The organism is Pigmentibacter ruber (assembly GCF_009792895.1).
Classification (GTDB): Bacteria; Bdellovibrionota_B; Oligoflexia; order Silvanigrellales; family Silvanigrellaceae; genus Silvanigrella; species Silvanigrella rubra.
Map to the genome: position 1 here is coordinate 950,416 of NZ_WSSC01000001.1, position 21,124 is coordinate 971,539.

At 29.9% G+C, this 21,124-nt stretch carries 20 protein-coding genes; 10 read left to right on the forward strand and 10 right to left on the reverse strand.

Features of this window, described 5'->3' with window-relative positions:
- Positions 1–133: 133 nt before the first annotated feature.
- The 3 genes from rpsD (at position 134) to GOY08_RS03970 (ending at position 2,663) form a co-directional block, all read left to right on the forward strand.
- Positions 134–742, forward strand: coding sequence for a 30S ribosomal protein S4 (gene rpsD, locus GOY08_RS03960; RefSeq protein ID WP_158997350.1), 609 nt, complete (start codon positions 134–136; stop codon positions 740–742).
- Positions 743–953: 211 nt separating this feature from the next.
- A complete protein-coding gene (locus GOY08_RS03965) occupies positions 954–1,835 on the forward strand; it encodes a phenylalanine 4-monooxygenase (RefSeq protein WP_158997352.1) in 882 nt (293 codons plus the stop codon).
- A 24-nt stretch (positions 1,836–1,859) separates the two neighbouring features.
- A complete protein-coding gene (locus tag GOY08_RS03970; RefSeq protein WP_158997354.1) occupies positions 1,860–2,663 on the forward strand; it encodes a substrate-binding periplasmic protein in 804 nt (267 codons plus the stop codon).
- Here the strand turns inward: GOY08_RS03970 and GOY08_RS03975 are convergent.
- The 4 genes from GOY08_RS03975 to speA form a co-directional block, all read right to left on the reverse strand.
- A complete protein-coding gene (locus tag GOY08_RS03975) occupies positions 2,660–3,016 on the reverse strand; it encodes a hypothetical protein (protein ID WP_158997356.1) in 357 nt (118 codons plus the stop codon). The genes GOY08_RS03970 and GOY08_RS03975 overlap by 4 nt on opposite strands.
- A 179-nt stretch (positions 3,017–3,195) precedes the next feature.
- Positions 3,196–3,555, reverse strand: a complete 360-nt coding sequence (locus tag GOY08_RS03980) for a hypothetical protein (RefSeq protein ID WP_158997358.1) — start codon at positions 3,553–3,555, stop codon at positions 3,196–3,198.
- Positions 3,556–3,705: 150 nt separating this feature from the next.
- The gene (locus GOY08_RS03985; protein ID WP_202914019.1) at positions 3,706–4,632 is read right to left on the reverse strand and encodes a bifunctional 5,10-methylenetetrahydrofolate dehydrogenase/5,10-methenyltetrahydrofolate cyclohydrolase; all 927 of its coding nucleotides are present in this window, start codon (positions 4,630–4,632) and stop codon (positions 3,706–3,708) included.
- 58 nt (positions 4,633–4,690) lie between these two features.
- Complete coding sequence (gene speA, locus GOY08_RS03990) at positions 4,691–6,613, reverse strand: biosynthetic arginine decarboxylase (protein WP_158997360.1); 1,923 nt, start codon at positions 6,611–6,613, stop codon at positions 4,691–4,693.
- A gap of 206 nt (positions 6,614–6,819) precedes the next feature.
- On the opposite strand from speA, the gene GOY08_RS03995 reads away from it, so the two are divergent.
- Positions 6,820–7,299 carry a hypothetical protein gene (locus tag GOY08_RS03995; protein WP_158997362.1) on the forward strand — a complete coding sequence of 160 codons (480 nt, stop codon included), beginning with the start codon at positions 6,820–6,822 and terminating at the stop codon, positions 7,297–7,299.
- Here the strand turns inward: GOY08_RS03995 and GOY08_RS04000 are convergent.
- Positions 7,291–8,181, reverse strand: coding sequence for a sterol desaturase family protein (locus tag GOY08_RS04000; RefSeq protein ID WP_158997364.1), 891 nt, complete (start codon positions 8,179–8,181; stop codon positions 7,291–7,293). The two genes, GOY08_RS03995 and GOY08_RS04000, sit on opposite strands and share 9 nt — an antisense overlap.
- A 173-nt stretch (positions 8,182–8,354) precedes the next feature.
- Between GOY08_RS04000 and GOY08_RS04005 the strand changes: the two genes are divergently transcribed.
- The 3 genes from GOY08_RS04005 to GOY08_RS04015 are packed head-to-tail and all read left to right on the forward strand — an operon-like array spanning position 8,355 to position 10,591.
- Positions 8,355–9,140, forward strand: coding sequence for a transporter substrate-binding domain-containing protein (locus tag GOY08_RS04005; RefSeq protein ID WP_158997366.1), 786 nt, complete (start codon positions 8,355–8,357; stop codon positions 9,138–9,140).
- 5 nt (positions 9,141–9,145) lie between these two features.
- Complete coding sequence (locus tag GOY08_RS04010; protein ID WP_158997368.1) at positions 9,146–9,922, forward strand: transporter substrate-binding domain-containing protein; 777 nt, start codon at positions 9,146–9,148, stop codon at positions 9,920–9,922.
- Between the two features lie 51 nt (positions 9,923–9,973).
- Positions 9,974–10,591 (forward strand): phosphatase PAP2 family protein, encoded by a 618-nt coding sequence (locus GOY08_RS04015; RefSeq protein WP_158997370.1) that lies wholly within the window; start codon positions 9,974–9,976, stop codon positions 10,589–10,591.
- Positions 10,592–10,606: 15 nt separating this feature from the next.
- On the opposite strand, the gene infA is transcribed toward GOY08_RS04015, so the two are convergent.
- Together infA and GOY08_RS04025 are read right to left on the reverse strand one after the other, a co-directional pair.
- Positions 10,607–10,843, reverse strand: a complete 237-nt coding sequence (gene infA / locus GOY08_RS04020; protein WP_158997372.1) for a translation initiation factor IF-1 — start codon at positions 10,841–10,843, stop codon at positions 10,607–10,609.
- 84 nt (positions 10,844–10,927) lie between these two features.
- Complete coding sequence (locus tag GOY08_RS04025; protein WP_158997374.1) at positions 10,928–13,765, reverse strand: endonuclease MutS2; 2,838 nt, start codon at positions 13,763–13,765, stop codon at positions 10,928–10,930.
- Between the two features lie 89 nt (positions 13,766–13,854).
- On the opposite strand from GOY08_RS04025, the gene rsgA reads away from it, so the two are divergent.
- The 3 genes from rsgA to GOY08_RS04040 all read left to right on the forward strand — a co-directional run bounded on the left by rsgA (position 13,855) and on the right by GOY08_RS04040 (position 18,366).
- The gene (rsgA, locus tag GOY08_RS04030) at positions 13,855–15,159 is read left to right on the forward strand and encodes a ribosome small subunit-dependent GTPase A (RefSeq protein WP_158997376.1); all 1,305 of its coding nucleotides are present in this window, start codon (positions 13,855–13,857) and stop codon (positions 15,157–15,159) included.
- A gap of 14 nt (positions 15,160–15,173) precedes the next feature.
- Positions 15,174–16,643, forward strand: a complete 1,470-nt coding sequence (locus GOY08_RS04035) for an NAD(P)-binding protein (protein ID WP_158997378.1) — start codon at positions 15,174–15,176, stop codon at positions 16,641–16,643.
- Between the two features lie 121 nt (positions 16,644–16,764).
- Positions 16,765–18,366 (forward strand): peptide ABC transporter substrate-binding protein, encoded by a 1,602-nt coding sequence (locus GOY08_RS04040; RefSeq protein ID WP_158997380.1) that lies wholly within the window; start codon positions 16,765–16,767, stop codon positions 18,364–18,366.
- Positions 18,367–18,435: 69 nt separating this feature from the next.
- Here GOY08_RS04040 and GOY08_RS04045 read toward each other — a convergent pair whose 3' ends face one another.
- The 3 genes from GOY08_RS04045 to GOY08_RS04055 all read right to left on the reverse strand — a co-directional run bounded on the left by GOY08_RS04045 (position 18,436) and on the right by GOY08_RS04055 (position 21,040).
- Positions 18,436–19,581, reverse strand: a complete 1,146-nt coding sequence (locus tag GOY08_RS04045) for a hypothetical protein (protein WP_158997382.1) — start codon at positions 19,579–19,581, stop codon at positions 18,436–18,438.
- Positions 19,582–19,728: 147 nt separating this feature from the next.
- A complete protein-coding gene (gene trhO, locus GOY08_RS04050) occupies positions 19,729–20,706 on the reverse strand; it encodes an oxygen-dependent tRNA uridine(34) hydroxylase TrhO (protein ID WP_158997384.1) in 978 nt (325 codons plus the stop codon).
- An 82-nt stretch (positions 20,707–20,788) separates the two neighbouring features.
- On the reverse strand, positions 20,789–21,040 hold the full coding sequence (locus GOY08_RS04055; protein ID WP_158997386.1) for a hypothetical protein: 252 nt from the start codon (positions 21,038–21,040) through the stop codon (positions 20,789–20,791).
- Positions 21,041–21,124: the final 84 nt, after the last annotated feature.

Here is a 21,124-nt window from a genome sequence, read left to right on the forward strand (position 1 = left end):
TTTTAGTTAGTTACATTGAAGGCATAGGCGTAAAAAAAATTTGCGAAGATTTTCACTAAGGGCTTCCCTTATGGAAATAAAAAACATATAGTGCGCCTGTGTTTTGAACATTTCATGGAGGTACTTAGTACATATGTCTCGTTACACCGGCCCACGCATGCGCATCGCTCGTCGCCTCGGAACTTTGCCAGGGCTTACAAATAAAGAAATTAAGAGAAAATCTCGTCCTGGTCAGCATGGTGCAGCACCACAAAAGAAGTCTGACTTTGCTCTTGCACTAGAAGAAAAGCAAAAAATCCGCTTCAATTATGGTCTGACTGAAAGACAAATGCAACGCTATGTTAAAGCTGCACGTAAGGCTAAAACCTTAACAGGTGAAGCACTCTTACGTTTATGCGAAATGCGTTTAGATAGCATCGTATTCCGTCTTGGTTTTGCGCCTACTATTCCTGCAGCACGCCAGTTGGTTCGTCATGGACATATTCATGTCAACGGCCGTCGTGTAAATATGCCAGGATACCAATGCAAACCAGGTGAAGTAATTGTTCCAACAAATAAAGAAAAAACAGTTTCTTTAGTGAAGAACAATATTGTTCACCGTGCAAATGCACAGCCACCTGCTTTTTTAAGCTTAACTGCTGATAAATTACAGGCATCTGTGGTTTCTACATGCTCACGTGAAGAAGTTCTTTTAAACGTAAATGAGCGTTTGGTTGTTGAATACTACGCACAACGCGGTTAATTTTTAAGCTATTATTTTTCTTTAAGCCATTCTTTTTAAGGGGTTAACTCATTAAAATGTAATGGCTTTTTTTTATTTTCTACCTTCCAAGTTTTCAAATAAAAATAATGAGTTTATAAAATTGATACGATAATATGGCAGTATGGCTAAGTAATTTGCAATACTAAGGTATAACGTATTGTAATTACTTATAAATAATATAGGCAAAAATATGAACTCATCTTTTATACCCAAAGAAAAAAATTTTATTAAAGAAATTCCGTTACCTAGGGGGGCTTTATCAATAGAGGTAGAATATAAAGCCAAATCTTCATATCCTGTTATTCCTAGCCCTTCTATTGAAGGAACTATTGGAAAGCAAATTGTTGCTCCCACTTACTCGCAAGAGCAACATGAAACATGGAAAAAAATGTTGAAAAGGCAGCAAATATTAGTCCAAGAGCATTTATGTGAAGAGTATTTATTAGGTACAAAAGCCTTGAAATTTCCAGCAGATAGAATACCAAATTTAGCGCAATCAAGTATTGAATTAGAAAAATGCACCCAATGGCAAATCATACGAGCAGAAGGTTTAGTGTCACCAATAAACTTTTTTGCTCTTTTGGCAAACAAAGTTTTCCCGTGTACAGATTTTATCAGGCATATGGATGAAATAGATTATACCCCAGCACCAGATACATTTCATGATCAAATAGGTCATTTACCTATGCTCACAAACCCCCGATTTGCTGAATTTTTTCATTTATTTGGTATTGCAGGTGCAAATGCAAAAACAGAAGAAGAAATTAGTTGGTTTAATCGAATTTATTGGTTTACGGTTGAATTTGGTTTAATTAATCCTACAGCACATCATGGTAAAGAAAGAAAAGCTCAATTAACACGTATTTATGGCGCAGGTATAGCTTCTTCTTGTGGCGAAATAGTATATAGTTTATCTAGCAAGGTCAAAAAAATTCCTTTTGATATTGATGTTATCATTGAAACTGATTTTGATATTCATCATATGCAAGATCAATTATTTGAAATTTCTTCATTTGATGAATTAGAAAATAAATTCAGAGAATGGGCCAAGAAAAAGGGATTTTTGCTGTAATAATAAAGCAGAAAAGGAATGTATATGTTAGCTAAATCAGCTCAAAAATTTCTGTTTTTCTTTTCATTAGCATTCTTTTTTTGTAAAGTTCAAGCAAGTAATAGATTAAATTTATGCGGTGAAATTATGTCACCTTATTTTATTAAATCAGAAACAAATATTTTATCAGGAATAGATATTGAAATATTAAAAGTAATATTTAATAAAATTCAAGTGAATTATGATATTGAAGAAATGGCTTGGCCTAAATGTGAAGAAGGTTTGAAAACAGGAAAATATGACGGTGCTCTAGGTACTTCCAAAAATTCAGCAAGAGAACAATTTTTATATTATCCAAAAAATATTTCTTGGAGTTCAGAGTTTGTTTTTTTCACCACACAAGAATTTAAAAAAAATAATCCCAGAGTAGATTATGAAAAAATTGCTAAAAATAATTTGAGAGTAGGGGTTATTGAAAAAAATTCGTATCATCCTTCATTTTGGGAAGCTTTGCCTTGGGTTGATGAGACAAAAGGAATTTATAATAAGCAAATAGAACCATCTAAAAATGTAGAAACGAATTTATTGAAACTAAGTAAACGCAGAATTGATCTTTATCCTCAAGATAAACAAATAGGTCTTTCTAGTATCAAAAAATTAAATATTGGTGATTTAGATTATTACGAAAATATTTTGTTTAAAAAAGATTACTATGTTGTTTTTTCTAGATATTCTCAATATTCTACAGAAAAATATAAAACCATATTAGATGTTGTGAAAGAATATGATACAGAAATTTCAATCTTTAAAAGAACAAATCAATATAAAAAGTTGTTTTTGCACAATTAATAACAATTAAATGTGTTCTTATCTTTAAAATAGCAGTTACTTTCAGGAACTGTTAGCATTATATGTACATAAAAGTTTTCTTCTGTTGAACTGCAGGTTATTAAATTAATATATGTACCATTTAAATCTTGCAAAGGCTCAATACTTAACTTGTTCCAATGTGTAATATTATTTACTTTAAAATCCATTTTTGTTGTATTGTTATTTTTTTCTGTGGCATAAATATACCAATCATTCAAAGTATCAACGACAGATACATAATTACCAGCTGGTAAAGCAGGGCAAATATACTCTTTTGCTGTTGAAAAAGTTGGAATTAACGTAAGTAGAATAAGTATATTATTAAGTTTCATAAAAATTTTTCTCCAACAAGGAATTAAAATATGAAGTAGTTTAGTCTCGATCTAACAAAATTAAATTGGGTAGTCAATGAATTATGTTTAAATAAAATAAAAGCATACCATTTAAAATTGGAAATATTTAATTAAATTATGAAAAATAATTTTAAAATTAAATGAAAAGGAAATAGCAATTAATAACAGCAAAAAATATTATTTTCTTTAAAGTGACAACTTCTTTCTGGAATTAATAAAATAGCTTGTATAGTAAAATTATCCTCATAAGAATAGCAACTTATGACATTATTTAAATTACTTTCAACATATTCAATTGGTTCTATTGTTTTTCTTTCCCAAACAACTTTGGTATCAATAAAAAAATTGTTTAAAGAATTTTTACTATTTTTTTGTGTTGCATAAAAACTCCAATTTCCATATTTATTAATGTTTAAAGAATAAGTTCCTTTAGAAATATCAGGACATCTATATTCTTTAGAAAAAGAACAAGAATGATATGAAATTAAAATAGCTATAAAAATTATTTTGATATTCATTCTTATATCCCCATTGAATTATTGAACTAAAATTTAAGTAACAAATAATATTTGTATAGTCAATTAAAATAATAGATATTTATTATCTAAATTACCAAAAATATTTTATACTATATGAATTTATTTGTTTTTTATTAATTAATTTTAATTTTATTTTTTATTAGAAAGATCCCAAGCTGAAAGAGCTGTATTTAAAAGTAACATAGCAATAGTCATAGGCCCAACTCCTCCAGGAACTGGAGTTAAAGCGCTAGCTTTTTCTTTTACACTTGGATGTACATCGCCACAGAGTTTACCATCAATTTTTCTATGAATACCGACATCTACAACAATTGCACTATTAGAAACATAATCGCTTGTAATCATTTCAGGTTGACCTGCTGCTGCAATAATTATTTCAGCTGATTGACAAATTTCTTTTAAATTTTTTGTTTTTGAATGCGCAAAAGTAACAGTAGCGTCGTCTGAAAGAAGTAATAAACCCATAGGTTTGCCAACTATATTGCTTCTACCAATAACTACAGCATTTTTTCCTGAAAGTTGAATACCATATGCATGGAGTAAAACCATAACTCCAAAAGGTGTACAAGCCACTGCTGAATTAAATTCACCCGTAGCTAAAGAACCCATATTATGAGCAAGAAATCCATCAACATCTTTCGATGGCAATATAGAGTTTAGTATATTTGTTGAATTAAATTTTTTTGGTAAAGGGAGTTGAACTAATATACCATTTATATTTTCATCATTATTTAAAGACTCTATTAAATTAATAATTTTTTGTTCAGAATATTCATCTTCATTTAGAATATAAGATTTCGATAAAAATCCAGCTTCTTTAAAAATTTTTATTTTATTATTTACATAAACTTTTGAAGCAGGATCGTTCCCAATTAAAATTACAGCTAGGCAAGGGATTTTTCTTCCATTAATTAAAGTTTGAGATTGTTGCACAAAATTGTTACTTAACTTTTTTCCATCAAGAATTTTACATTTTGTATTTTCAAAGTAAGCACAATCTAAAGTAAGATCTGGTATCATAAAACCATTGCTTTCTGCTCTTTTAAATGCTTTCATAATGCTCCTAAAAAAATAAAACCCTTCTTAGAAAACTAAGAAGGGAGAAAAAATTGGATCATCCAACTATTTCTAACGTACTTTTCCTTACCAAATATGGGTATTCATTAAAAAAGTTTTTAACCTTTTTCAATATTCTTTCACATTCTTTTGAATCAATAATACCTGCAGCTACATTACGTTTTAATTGCATTTCATAACTTGCAATGATTTCTTCATCTTTATAGTTCATGATGCGCAAAATTTCACCAACATCTTCTCCTTTAACTTCTTCAACAGAATTAATTTGTCCTTCATTACTAATTCTAACAATTAACTCATTTACTGCACCAAATAAATTATGATTATTTCCAAGCGCTTCTTGATAAGCTCCAACTAAGAAAAAACCAATATAATAAGGTTCATTAGATTTTGGAATATGTAGAGCTAAAGAATGTTTTATATCTCTTTTATCAACAAATTTATCAAGACAACCATCGCTATCACATGTTAAATCCATAATAACGCCATGATGTTCTGTTTTTTCATTCAAACGCGTTATAGGCATAACTGGGAAGAGTTGGTCTATGCCTAATGAATCAGGAATGGACTGAAACATTGAAAAGTTAGCCATGTATTTACCAAATTGATTTTTTTCTAACTCGTCAAATTCTTCTAGTTGCATTCCTGAATTACGATAAAAATTTAAAGCCTTTTTACAAAGAGCGTAATAAATAACTTCTGCTTTTGCTCTTTCTTCAATTTCTAAATAACCAAGACTGAACAAAGTAAATAATTCATCACGATATTGTAAAGCATCATGAAAGTATTCGACAAAGTTTTTTCCATTCATGTAGGATAATGAATTGATCATGTCACCTAAAATGCGGTGATCGGTTGGAGAAATTTTCCATTCTTCTAAATCACCACCTGTTTTTTCGACTTCACGCACATCCGTAATTAAAACAGCATGATATGCAGCGACAGCGCGTCCACTTTCACTTACAATATGTGGAGTTTTGCAATTTTCTGACTTACAGACATCTTGAATGATGTAAATGACATCGTTAGCAAATTCTTGAATTGTGTAATTGTGGCTTACATAAAAGCTTGTTTTGCTACCATCGTAATCGACTCCAATACCTCCACCGATATTTAAGTAATGCAGATTGAACCCGCTTTTGAGAATTTTTGCATAAACTCTTGCAGCTTCTTTCATGGCAGATTTTACTTTTTTAATTTCTGTAATTTGTGAGCCAATATGGTAGTGAATCATAACTAACTTCTCTTTTAAACCTGCTTCTTCCAGCAAATAAAGAGCTTCCATCATTTCAACACTATTCAAGCCAAATTTACTACCAATTCCGCCAGATTTTTCCCACATACCTGAGCCTTTAGAGTAAAGTTTAGCTCTTAGGCCTATGTCGACGCAAAATCCTACTTTTTTGGCGTGATTTATGATGAATTTTAATTCATCGGTTCCTTCAATAACAAGAACAACATTTTTCCCCATTTTCTTTGCATCAAATGCTAATTCTATGAAATGTGAATCTTTAAATCCATTGCAGACAAAAAGAGCTTCAGGATGGATATCGTAAGCTAAAGCGGCAAAGAGTTCTGGTTTTGTACCAACTTCTAGCCCATAAATATGTTTTTTTCCACTGCTAACTAGGTCATCAATAAATTCTTTTCTTTGATTGACTTTAAAAGGGAAGACAGCCCGCAGTTCTCCGTCATATTTAAATTCTTCCATTGCTCCCCTGAAAGCATTTTGTAATCTCGTCAATTGTGTGTCGAGAATTTGCGGAAACCTAAGAATAAATGGTGTCTTCACCTTTATTTCTGTGGCATGGTCGACAATCTTTGCAAGATCAATTGCGACTTGTTTGTTACCAAAAGGATAAACTTCTACGGTACCTTGTTCAGATATACCAAAGTATCCAGAACCCCAATCATCTATGCCATATAGGTCACGAGACTCTTGAATGACGTTTTTAATCATCGTCATACCCCACAAAAAAAGGAGTTAAAAAGAATTTCCGCAATACACTGCGAGAGAGGAAACACGCTCTGAAATATAATAGATGTAGCCTATGTCAAGAATTTTCTGAAAAAAAAAGAGAACCTTAAATGTTATAATAAATTGAGTATATTTTAAGAGGCACCCTTTATAATTTCTATAGACAATCCTTCTTTGAGGAGGGTACAGTGTCTTTTTGGCAGAATAGACGATATCAAGAAATAGAGAAAGTAAGTAGTGGTGATCCAATCAGAGGATTAGCCAACAAAAATTTCCCTTGGCACTTGGTTTATGCAACATTCACAGACAATTTAAATGATACATGGCATTATGAAATATCCTGTTTAAATATATTTCCCGACAAAAAAAATAATCAAGTTAAGGCTAATATATTTATGATTGCTGAAAGTGAAGTTGCAAAAATGAATCTCAAACAAATTGGTATTTCAAACGAAAGATTAGATTTAATTAATATACCCCGATGGAACTATTTAGAAGAGAAATTTACAAGTGAAATTATCTGTGAACTTGATAAAGTAGAAGAAAATGCAAAAAATTTGGCTGAAAAATGGATACTTCAAGTTATAAATAAAAGTTCTTTAGAGTATAAATTTAAAAGGATAATGAATAATATTAAAGTTTCAAAAATATCAGGATTTTCAGAGTAAACTATTTTTTTTGTAATTTTCTTGCATTTGTTTGGTTGTAAGTCCTTTATTGTTTGGCAACCATCCTGGTGGATAAAATATAATTTTTAACTTATTAATCAATTTTTTTTCATTTTTTATATCAATAAATAAAGAATAAAGCATATGGAAGGCTATTTTAAAAGGATTAAATGAATTTACAGGGTGTAATACTCCATATTTTGGTTCATTTATTTCAGGAGTAAATGTGTTAAAAATTCTATCCCAAATAATAAAAATACCTCCATAATTTTTATCTAAGTAATGGATTTCTGTTCCATGATGAACTCTATGGTGGCTTGGAGTATTAAAAATATAGTCAAGAAAACCAAAAGATTTTGTTAATTTAGTATGAATCCAAAATTGATAAAATAAATTAAGTGTGGCTTGAAAAAATATATCTTCTGCACGAAATCCTATCAATGGTAAAGGTAGCCAAAATATCCAAGTAAATGGAGCTCCAATCCATGACTGGCGTAATGCAGTTCCAAAATTATAATATTCAGAAGAATGGTGAGTTTCATGAGCGCACCAAAAAAAGCGACAAATATGGCTAACTCGATGAAACCAATAATAGCAAAAATCATCAAGAATAAATAATAAAAAAATAGAGAGTAAATTTAATTTAGCATCAACAAACAATCCAACCCAAGGTGAAGGTATTTCAAAAAATCTAAAATTATAAATATAAGAGTAAATATAAAAAATATATAATCCAGCTAAACTAGAAACAATAAGATAGCCAGAACCCATAGCTAAACTAGCAAATGTATCCTGCATTTTATAGACACTTTTTTGCTGTTTTTTAAAATGAAAAAATTCTAAAATAATTGCTGATAAATATATGGGAATGGTAAAAAACATAAAAAGTTTCATATGCATCCTTGTCTAGAATGAATGATAGTTAATATAACGAGAAAAAAAAGATAAGCAAGTATTGAAAATTATTTTTTGTTAACTCTATAAATGTCATTTCAATGGCTAGAGAATATGGAAAAATTGTAGATAAATAATAAACTTTTTATAAGGAGAAAAAAATGAAACTAAAATTTATTCTAATAATACTTTTTTACTTTCCTTTTAATATTTTTGCTGAAACAGAAACTATTTTTTTAAACTATCAGCCAAGAATTCCATTTTTTATCGAAGATAAAAAAGAAAAATATCCCGTTGATGGTACCATTTATAAAATTATACAAAGTATTTTCCAAGGCTTAGATATTGAATATAAATATTCAAATGTTCCTGTAATAAGAACGTTACAAATGATTAAAGAAAATAAAGTAAAAGTTTGCTACCCATTAGGTTTACGAAATATTGAAAGGGAAAAAATAGCGCTTATATCAAAGCCAATCTATAAAGATAAAAATACAATTGTACTATATAATATTGATAATGAAAAAATTAAATTATATTCAAATTTTACAGAAATGTTAAAAGATAAAAATATTACATTATTAGTTAAAATTGGCTATAGTTATGGCAAATTGATAGATGAAAAATTACTTGAATATTTACACTATAAAGCTTTTGAGGAAAATAAAAATATTGGAAAAAATATTAATAAAACTTCAGACGATAATATTGGAATGTTAAATCAAATTTTAAATAAAAAGTCTGACTATATGTTAATTGCAAAAAACGAAATTGAAAACTTAATTGAACAAAATGCTGTTTATAAAAAGTATTTAAAAATTCTTGAATTTAAAGATTTACCTGAAGGTGAATATAGGCACTTAATTTGTTCTAAAAAAGTTGGTGAAGAAGTTATGGAAAAAATTAACTCAAGAATTAAAATCTTAAAATTGCCTAATGAGAAGTAAAGTATATGCGAATATTTTATGTTATTTTATCAATTATTTTATTAGATTTTTCATTAGCTTTTTCTTTAGAAGATAAAATTTTTATTGCTGTTTATGATAGACCTCCTTTTGTTATTTTTGATAAAGATACTGGCCTTCCAAAAGATGGAATACTATATAAACAAGCAATCAAAATATTAGAAAAATCTAGAATTTCCTATGAATTTAAAGAAATGCCTTTAATAAGATCTTTGGAAATAATTAAAAAAAATGAGATGAAAATTTGCACTATTTACGCTTACAAGAGTAAAGATAGAGAAGCTTATTCCTTTTTTTCAGAACCCTATTATTCAGAAAAAAGATTGGTTTTAGTTGCATTAAAAAATTCTGAAATTGTAAATAAAGCTAAAACATTAGAGGAACTTTTAAAAATTGATGATTTTAAAATCCAATTAAAAGTAGGATACAGTTATGGATTAAATGCAGATCAATTAGTAAAGAAATATAAAAATTTTAGTAATTCTATAGATAAGGTGGCAGATGAAAGAAAAATATATTTAACATCTGATAATATTCTTGAAATGTTATATAATATTGTTAAGAAAAAAGCAGATTATATGTTAATAAATGGAAGTGAATTTGAATATTTTTACAACCTAGAATATGAATTAAAAGAAAATTTACAATATAAACTATTTCCGGATATACCTGAGGGAGAAAAAAGATATTTCATGTGTTCTTATAAAGTTGGGGAAGAGCTTATCAATAAAATAAATAAAACAATAAAATTTTTTCAAAAATAATTCTTGTCAATTGACAGCAATTTAGTTAGTTGTTAATTTTTGGAGTTCTCCTTGATTCGATATATTTCATTAGTTTCTATAGTATTAGCATATTACTTTATCGATGCGCCATTAGTGCGTTGGATTCACGCTGCCGGTATAAATAAAGTATCCTTTTTTAATATTTTGACTCATATCCCTGATGTTATAATAGCATTTTTAATTTTATTTTTCCTGTTTTTTATTTTATTTTTCAAAAGATATGAAAAGCAAAAATTATTTAATGTTTTATTTATAGCAATGGCTTCGGTGGCAGTAAGTACTCATATTAAGGATTTTCTAAAATTTATTTTTGCAAGATATTGGCCAAATACTTGGATAGATAATAATCCTTCGTTGTTAGTTAATAATGTATACGGATTTCAATTTTTTGAAAAAGGTACAGCATATCAATCTTTTCCTTCAGGGCATACAACTGTTACTTTCGCATTTTTTTCTGTTTTAATTTACTTTTACCCAAAATATAAAATAATTTTTTTAATCCCTTGTCTCCTTTTAGGTTTAGGGCAGGTTTTAATGCATTATCACTTTTTGAGTGATGTTATTGCAGGAGGATTATTGGGGTGGATGGTAGCCGTTATTTTCTGTCGGTTTACTGAAAATAAAATAATGCTTAAAGAATCAAATTGATAAATTTAATAATTCCTATTTGGCTTTAGAAGCTAATTTTTCTCTTGATATAATTAAACCATGACTGACATCATAAGGAGATAGACCTACGGTTACTCTGTCTCCAATAATAACACTAATTTGATACTTTCGCATGCGACCTGAAATCTTTGCAGAAATAATTTGTCCAGTACTTAAACTAACTGAGTATTTACCACCTGCAAACACGTTTGTAACAACTCCCTCAACGCTCAACAAATCCGTTCTACTCATATTAAAGACTCCTATTGAATTTTAAAAGAATATATTACTAGTATTTCATATTATTTATTCTGAAATCAAGGCCATTGAAAATATTTATGAAATAAATTCTATTACCGTGACTCCATCACCGCCTTCTCCTTGTCTTCCATTGCGATAACGTAACTTATAAGAAGTTTCTTCTATAAATTTTCTGACAGATTCTTTTACTCTACCCATCCCATGTCCATGAATTATAATCACAAGATCAACTTCATTTCTGTGCATTTTATCTAGTTCTAAATCAAGTTTATCAAGAGCAATATCTACAGTTAAACCTCTTAAGTCTATAGTATTTCCTGAATGTTGAAGTGCTGGTGGAATTTCAGGATCAAACTCATTTGTATTTTTTACTTTTTTTGTTACTTGATTTTTAATTTTATTATTTGAAACAGAAATTGTTTGCTGAAAGTTAGAATCAATTGTTTTTAATTCATAATAAGGAATTTTTACTTTTAAAATACCAAATAAACATTCGATATTTCCTTTTGAATCTGCAGTTTTAATTACTTTTCCTTTTTCTTTAAAACGATCACATTTGACAATCATTCCAACTTGCCAAAACGTAGGTTCTTTACCCTGAGTTTTTATGTCTAAAACTGTTTCTTTTGCTTCTTTGACTTTATCTTTAGTACTTCTTTCATTATTTTGAATTACACTTAAATCTAAATTTAACTCTTCTTCAATATTGTCATATGATTGTTTAATATAATTTAAACTCAGTCTTGCTTCATCTAACAATGCTCTACTAGACATTTGTTTTGGCGAGCGAAACTTATTAGCTTTCTCATCAAGTGAGTCATAATCAATATATGAATCATTTTGACTTTGTTTCTTTGGTAATTTTAACTGAGAGAGCGCTTCAAATCCTGAAAGTTTTTTAGGTTTAATACCTTGTTTTATTTCTTTATTGTCCGCGGTAATACTTTTTTCAGAATTCAAATTTGGCACGCTTTCCATTGTCTGCACAGAGGATTGATTTTCGGTAGACTCAGTATTTGCTTTAAATTCTAGTTCTTTCAAAAGACTTTCTTTTTGTTTCTCAAATTGCCTTTCCCTTATGTTTAGCCTATTTTCAAAAGCATTAAGGCGTTTTTGCAACTTACTCCGATAGCTTTCAACTAAATCTTCGCGTATTTCAGAAATTTTTTCTTTTTCAAATTGTAACGCTTTTAATTGCTCATCTAGTTTTTTAGTCAATAGAGTTTGTTTGGTTAATTCTTCACTTGCTTGAATTTTTTTCAATTGCAAATCTTTAAGAATATTTTCCATGCGTTGTGATTCATTGCCATAATAGCTTCTGGCTTGTTGAATAATTTCATTATTTAAACCCATTCTTTCTGCAAGTTCTATCGCATAACTTTGGCCTGGTATTCCATTTAATAGTTTATATGTAGGCAAAAGTTTTTTAGGTTCAAATTCCATACTACCATTATAAAAGCGTTCATCACCATCAGATAAAGTTTTTAAATTAGAAAAGTGAGTTGTAATAATAACAGTAGAGTTCTTTTTTGCAAAAAATTCAAGAGTGGATCTGGCCATTGCCACTCCAATTGCGGGGTCTGTTCCAACAAATCCTTCATCTAAGAGAATTAATGTTTTTTCATTGGCATAGGTAGCAATTTTTTTCAATTGGGCAAGATGTCCTGAAAAAGTAGAGAGATCTTCCTCTCTATTTTGTCTATCACCAAGCTCAACAAAAATTTCTTCATAATCTAGCAGTTCAGCTTTTTCGCACGATAGAAATAAACCAGCCTTAGCCATTAGTGTTAAAATGCCAACTGTTTTCATAGCCACAGTTTTACCACCAGCATTAGGACCACTTAGGACCCAAACAAATGGTGAGTTGGAGTTGTGGCTCGGTTTTAGTTCTAAATCATTTTCGATACATAGTTTTTTTTCAAGGATAAATAAGGGGTGTTTCGCTCGTAAAAATGAAAATCGAGCTGATTTAATGGAATTTGTTACAAAGTTTGGCTCTATACCATGGATCAATCCAGCGAATTTAGCTCTTGCTGAAATAAGATCAAATGTAGTCAAGTGTTGAGCATTAAAAAGAATATCTTCATGAATAAGGTAGCACTCTTTTGAGAGTTCGCGAAGAATTCTATTCTCTTCAATTTCAACATCAGTTTGGGCTTTTTCGAGCTGTGCATGTTGTGCAGCCAATGCCTGCGGCTCAATAAAAACAGTTGAACCAGATTGACTTACTCCTCTTGGAATACCTTCCACGCCGCTTTTACGATCAGAACGAACCGGTAGGACATAGCGTCCATCTCGCAACATCCAGACAGAATCTTGTAAAGAGCTTTTAATTTCTTGCTTTTTTAAAATTTCCTCAAGATGTTCAACAATTTTTCTTTTAGCATGTTCTACACGACTTCTAGCAGAGTGTAGTTCAGCAGAGGCTGTAGATAGAATAGAGCCTTGTGCGTCCACACTTTGTTTTAATTTTGTATATAAGTCTAGATTTGGTTTTAACAATAGAGCTAAATTTGTTAGCAACGGATATTTTAAAGATTTTGCTTTTTCGTGTTTAAAGAAATGAAGCACATTTGTAGTTAATTTTAGAGTTGTTAAAATTTGGAATAGAGCCAGGGGAGGTAAAATAGAGGCTCGTTTTAAACTACTTTCAAATAATTGAAAATCAAAAGGCTCTAGGTTAAGTCCATTACTGGTAGAATTTAATTCTAGCATTTCACCAGTTGTTCCAAAGTAAAATTCACGTTTTTCTTTAGTCAACCAAGGTTCTAAAGCTGCTAATGCATTTTTAGTATGTGGAAAAATTGCAAGATCAGCTAAATAACTTGTTATTTTCCCCCATTCTAGGCGCGATAGAGCATCTTTGTGTAAATAGGATAAGGAATTGTCTTCAATATTGTTTTCATGTTCCATAAAATCATACGCCAGTTTAGGGTTAGTTTCCAAGCTTTGCGTGATGATGTATAAACGTATTGTGGGCAAACATCAATAGGAGTAAAGACTTGGCTCGCATTAAAAACTTTGACGTCCAAGATGAAAGACGTAACAATTTTAAAAAAATAGAAAAGATAAAAAAAGAAAAAAGATCTGTGCGAGGAAGAATAATTGATGATTGGTTAGTCAATTCAGACGAAGATAATTTATCAGAAAAGCAATTAAGTGATAAATTAAATGATTTTTATAAAAAAGGTTATCGTAACGGTAGAGTAATTGAAGTACAAAAAAGAAACGTATTTATTGCTGAAGAAAGTAAAATTGGCTTTCCTGAAACAGAAAATTTATGGTTGTGTACTGTAGCAAAACGACATTTTCAACGTGCGCATAAAGAAAGAAATTTTGTTGTTGTTGGAGATAGAATATTATTTGAACCAAATGCTGAAGTTTTATTTGATGAAGAAGGACAACCAATTGATACAGATTTGCCCCGTGGCGTGGTACAGCATGCCTTTCAAAGGACAAGTAAAATATCTAGAAAAGATCCATTAAATGCTGAATGGGAACATGTCATGTTGGCTAATATTGATCTTATTGCTGTTGTTGCTTCAGTTTTAAATCCTGAAGTGCGTTGGGGACTTATCGACCGTTTTTTAGTTCAAGCAGAAATTGAAAATATTCCGGTTGTGATAATTTTAAATAAAGTAGATTTATTAAGTAATGAAAGGTTAGCAAATAAAGATTTTCTTGCGAACTACCAAAAAAGAGTCGAAATTTATAAAAAAATTGGCTATGATGTCATTGAGTTAAGTGCATTAAAACCTAAAAAATATGCTGATAGTGTTAAACATTTACGAAAACTATTTAAAGGAAAAGTGATAGGTTTTGCTGGACATTCTGGTGTTGGAAAAAGTAGTATTTTGAACTTAATGAAGCCTGAATTTGAGCAAATTGTTGATGAAAATCCTGATATTTTTTATAAAGGAAGACATACAACAACATATAATAGTTTACTTTACTTAGAAATAGGTGCTTATGCAATTGACACTCCTGGGATTCGTTCTTTTGATATTCAAACTTATGATGCAATAACTTTAAGTTATTGTTTCAGAGAATTCAGAAATTACAAGTGCAAGTACCGCGAGTGTTCACATAATTTAGAACCCCAGTGTGCTATAAAAGAAGCAGTGTCACAAGGTAAAATATCAGCTGAGCGCTATCGAAGTTTTCTAGGAATTTTAAAAGGAATCAGTTTTCGTGAAGGAGAGGGCGACGCTACAGATGCAAATATGATAGCGGATTTAAAAGCTAGAGTGCAAAAAAGAGATGAGGAATTACTTCAGGAAAATGAAATTGAAAATAAAGATAAGTAACACTAAGGAATTCTATGAGCATTGTTAGTATTTCAGATCAAAAATTTTCCGAATATGTAGTTATTGGTGGTGGGCTTTCTGGTTTACTATTAGCTTTAAAACTTTCCAAAGACCCAAATAAAGTAACTAAAGGTATTACTTTAGTGGAAAAAGAAGCTCAGTTGGGTGGAAGGCTTTTCTATACACAATTAAACCAGTTTTCTGGCAAATCAAGGGAACAGGTATTTTCAGAAATATATGAAAATGCTACTAATAATCAATATCTTAGTGGACTTGGATTTGAATTTTTAAATGCAGATGCATTGGAAATTATTTATCGGCATTTTCTCTCTCAATTAAATGAAGAAGAACTTAGTATAATAGAAAACTTGCAAGTTAAATTAGATATACAAAATGAAAGTTTTGAAACTGAAAGAAATCTTTTTTTTGTAAAAAAAGATTTTATCTCATTTCATGAGTTATTTAATTCTTCATCAGAGTTTTTTACAAAAAAAGAAGCAGAAAGCTTCAAAAACTTAATCAATTATCCTGCAGATGATTCTCTGAAGAGTGAAAATATTCTTTTTGATAAGTCTTTATATTGGAATGAACTGCCAAAAAGTACGAGAGATACTTTTTCCCCTTTTTTTCAAACTATTATTGGTCCCAATTGGGAAAAAACAAGATTTTCTATCGTCCAAAAAAGAATGCAAGACTTTTTTTATAATTATCAAAAAAAAGTACCAAATTATTTTTATCGTAGTTTTTGTTTTGAATATATTATTGGGACAATATTAAGTAAAAGAGGCGTTATTATTCGAAATTTATGTGAACTTATTCGTGTCCAAAAAAACGAAAAAAATGTTTTCCAATTATTGCTATCCGATGATTTAAATCCAAAAGAAAAACATTTAGAGTGCAATAATGTCATATTTGCCATGCCACTAAATAATTGTTTAGGAATAATAGCTAAAGAACATTTTTCCCCAGCACAGTCAAAGTTTATTTCAAAAGTTAGACCAATTTCTCTTGTTATTTCTGAAATAACTAACTTTTCTGACCTCCAAAGCGAACAATGGCCTTCATTTATCAAGCCAGATGATTGCGTGGTTTTTCCAGTAGAAAGAGCAGTTGGATATTTAACTCGTGATCAGCGTTTTTTAATGACTACAAAACTAGACTATGAAGATTCTATGCAAGCCCCAGCTGTGAGAGAAGCAATTTCTCGTTTACGAAAAGCTACATGTCGAGTTATAAAAACAGAATTTACTGAAGAATTAAAAAAGGGAGCAAGAATTCCGCAAAAGAAAATTATGGAAAGAATTATTTTATTACCTGTTGCCTATACAATTCCAAATGACATTCCTGTAAATATTGAAGTAAAAGATATAAAAATGGGATTAGATGGAATGTATTGTTGTGGAGATAATTTTCCTGGATTAGCAGATGAGCCTTGGAAAATAATAGTAAATAGTGTTAATGAAGTTTTTTTAAATTTGTCATAAATTTCTCTTCTATTTTTTTATAATTTACATTCGGAATAAAAAAATCAAAAAATAATTTTTGGAATACTCTTTGTTAATTTTGTGTTATGATAGAGTTTAGCTCAAATTAAAGAGGAAATTTATGAAAAAAAGATGTAAACTTATTTTTAGTTCTGCTATTCTTTTGAATTCAACATTTATGTATGCAAACAATTTAATTAATAAAGCAAATGAACAGGTTTTAAATATTGGTAACGCCGATGATCCTAAAACACTTGATCCACAAAAATGCAATGAATCAACTTGTACAGCCATTATCAAACAATTATTTGAAGGATTAATAACAACTGATAATGCAGGAAATATCATTCCTTCAAGTGCAGAAAAATGGAAAGTAAGTAGTGATGGAAAAGTTTATACTTTTTCTTTAAAGAAAAATTTACGCTGGTCAGACAATACAGCAGTGACTGCAAAAGATTTTGTCTATTCTTTTCGAAGATTAGTAGATCCTAAAATAGCTTCCGAACAAGCAAATTTACTTGAATCGGTAACAAACGTTCCAGAAATAATTAATGGAAAAAAACCTGTAACTAGTATGGGTGTACGTGCTATTGATGACTATACACTTGAATTTATTCTGACTAAACCTTCACCCGCTTTTTTTGAAAATTTAACAGTTACAAATACCTTTCCCGTGCAAGAAAAAAGTGTTGAAAAATTGAAAGATAATTTTACACAAGTCAATAATTTAATTTCTAATGGTCCTTATGTTTTAAAATACAGAAAAGTGGGAGATAAGGTCACTGTTCAAAAAAATCCGTATTATTGGAATGAAAAAAATTACTTTATCGAAAAAATAAATTTTTTTGCGGTTGTAGATCAAAATTCAGAATTTGCAATGTATGAAGCAGGGCAGTTAGATATTACAAGTAACATTCCACCAAATAAATTTACCCAAATAAAAAATAAATTTAGTAAAGAATTGGTAAACGATCCTTATTTGGCAAGTTATGTTTATGTTTTAAATACACAAAAAAAACCACTAGATAATGCAAAACTAAGGAGAGCATTAAGTATTGCTATAGATAGAGACATTATTACACGTTCGGTCCTAGGAATGGGACAAAAACCTTTGTATGATTTAGTACCCTATGGAATTAAAAATTATTCACAAAATGTTACCTATTGGCAGAACTGGCCACGTTCAAAACAACTTGAAGAAGCAAAAAAGCTTTATCTAGAAGCAGGATTTACAGCGCAAAAGCCCTTAACTATCCATATTCTTTATAATACAAATGAAGCACATAAAAAAATAGCAACATCTGTTGCTGCAATGTGGAAAACAAATTTAGGAGTACAAGTTGAAACAGTCAATGAAGAATGGAAAACTATGCTCGATAAACGAAGTAGTGGAGATTTTGAAATTCTAAGATTAGGTAACATTGCCAATATTAATGATGCCGGAGATTTTTTAAATCAATATCGTTCAACTGATCCAATGAATGATCCAAAGTACAAAAATAATGAGTATGATAGATTAGTGAATTTATCTTTGTTTGAAAGTGATAGTGTAAAAAGGAAAAAATATCTAGAAAGCGCAGCAAAAATATTGCAAGAAGATACTCCTATTATTCCAATATATAGCTACGTATCTACCTATCTACGAAAACAGTATGTTACGGGTTTTGAAAAAAACAATTTAGGAAAATACTCCTTGCAAGGTGTTTATTTATTAAATAAATAATATTTAAATTATGTTACTTGGCATCCCATTTTTAGCAATTAAAAATGTCCCAAAAGCATATAATTAGCTTTATGGCGTATCATGCCCGATACGGAGCAAATGTTTTGCAGCTAGTAACAAATTGTTCCTAGCTGATGTCATAAAAGAAGTTCTTTTATGACATATTTTACAAACAAATGTTCTTTTCCTAAGAATAAACTGCGACTGTAAACTACAGCATTGAAATGGCACCAAACTTAGGTTTTTATTTGATACTATAGAAACGACTTTGCCAGCTCTTAGGGCCTTGTAACAAAGCATATTTTGGAAATGTTTTACATTTAAACGAGTTGAAATAAAACTATTTCTTGATTGGATTCTTTTTTTTGCAGCTATAATTTCATTTGTTATAACTAATCTGTTATTATTAATAATTTTAGTAGATTCTTTATGAAATAAATCCTGCTTGATATTTGCTACTTTATTTAAAATCTTTTTTTCTTTTCGACCAATAGGTTTAGGCTTTTCCTTTAATTTATCTTTTTTTCTTTGAATCACTCTTTTTTTCTTGGCAATATTTAATTTTTTTATTTTAGCTATTAGTTTACTTGAGAAATTTGGTTTTACAGAGTCACTTTCGTTCTGATATATTATTCCTTTATAATTTGATAAAAAAATTGCAGATTCTGAAGTGGAGTTTTTATTATATAAATTGTTTTTTGTTTCAATTGTAATATTTATATACCAACGGCCACAATTATCTTGTGCAAAAGAACCAGATTTTATATGTGCGTCACTAGGTAAGTTTCTTGAATTCCAAAATCTAAATTTAAGTTTATTATATTGAACTACATCCTTAACAATTTTAATACCAGAGGATTTAAAAGGAATCCAACCTAACGAGTTTCTTCCTCGCCAGCGCAACAGTTTTTTAAACTGTTTTCTTCTTGTTATGTATTCTTCTGCAACAGCTTGGACAGTCTGAGAATGTAATCCAAGTTCTTTTGAACTTCCAGCAACAAGCTCATTCATTTCATATTGAGTAAAAAAGTAAGGAGTGTAATAAATTTTTTTTGTTTTAGGATCGGTTATTACTTTAACAGGTTTATTTTTTAAGGCATTGGATTGTGTTTCTTTACAAAAATTCCAAATAAAATTCACACCGTTTGCCATTTTTAATAATTTCTTTTTTGTACTTCCCGAATCTTTGATACGGTAACGGTATGTTGTAATCAATTTGCAATCTCTATGCCTAAAAGTAATATTTTGCAGTTATATGCATACTGCAGACCATTATTAGTTTTAAACAATTAAGAATGAATCACTGATTAAATTAAAATTAAAAAGCTGAGTAATTAAGGCTTTTAGAGAAGAAAAGGGATTTTATAAAAGTCCCTTCTCCCATTGTTCCCGGATTTTTTTTGCTCTTTCTTGGCGAACTTTCAAAGACCGCATATTATTTTCTTTGATTAAATTATTACGCTTGACTTCTTTGTTTAGATAATTTTCATAGCAATGTGGACAATAGGTATCCGCTTTATAATTAGGATGAGTTTTGTCTTCAGCACGTAAAGGAGTCCAGCATGCGTAACAAATTTCATACTGAGTTTCTTTTAATTGCTTATCAACTGCTACTCGATAGTCAAAAACAAAGCAGTCGCCATCATAGTAGTTGTCATCTGTCGGTGCTTTTTTGTGCGTTTCTTCAAAATATTTAAGAATTCCACCATGAATTTGGTAGACATCTTCAAAACCTTCTTGGCGCATAAAAGCCGTTGCTTTTTCACAACGGATTCCTCCGGTACAAAAGGTAATAACTTTTTGCTTTTTATACTGCATAAAGTTTTCACGAACCCAGTCAGGAAAATCGCGGAATTTTTTAATTTTAGGATCTATTGCATTGCGAAAAGTACCTAATTCAACCTCATAATCATTTCGAGTGTCTAGAAAAACAAGATCTTCACCCTTGTCTAGCCATTCTTTCAGCTCCATGGCTGTAACATATTTTCCTGTAAAATTTGCAGGTTGTATTGAATCCATGCCCATTGGGATGATTTCTTTTTTAACTTTAACCAGCATTCTACGAAAAGGGATATGCTCACTATAACTTTTTTTGAATTCAATGTCTGAAAAACATGGATGTTTGTGCATAAAAGAAATAAAAGCATCTATGGCAGAGTTTGAACCAACTAAGCAAGAATTAATTCCTTCATGTGCTAGTAGTATAGTACCTTTGATTTGCAGGTCATTGCACAAATTTAATAAGGTTTCGCGTAACTCTTGGGGCTGTTCAATTTGAACAAATTTGTAATATGCAATATTAACAAATTGCTCAGGTTGAGGTTGATTGTTTAAATTCATTTATTTCACCTTGTAAAGTATTGAAATTATTTGAATAAAAATACTTATTCGCATTTTTACTATCTATTTTAATAAAATTTTTTTAAGACATCATTTCTTTATAGATTTTATTTAAAAGTTCGCTATCCTTACGTTCCCATGAGAGGAAGACTCTACGTGCTTCTCTATTTTGGAGAGCTGTCGTCCGGAAAAAATTAATGAAAGAATCTTCGGATTCTTGGGTGCGTAAACTTTGAACGTGTTCTGCATTGATGAGGATTTGGCTAGCCCCACGGCGAAGAATCAAATTATTGCGGTTCCATTCAAGAGTGACTGCTGCTGAGGTAAACACCATGGTTTTTCTCCTTTTAGGGTGAATAAGAAATCAGGATTTTCTCATAACTCAAGGAATGCGGATCCTCAAGTTTAATTTTCTTCT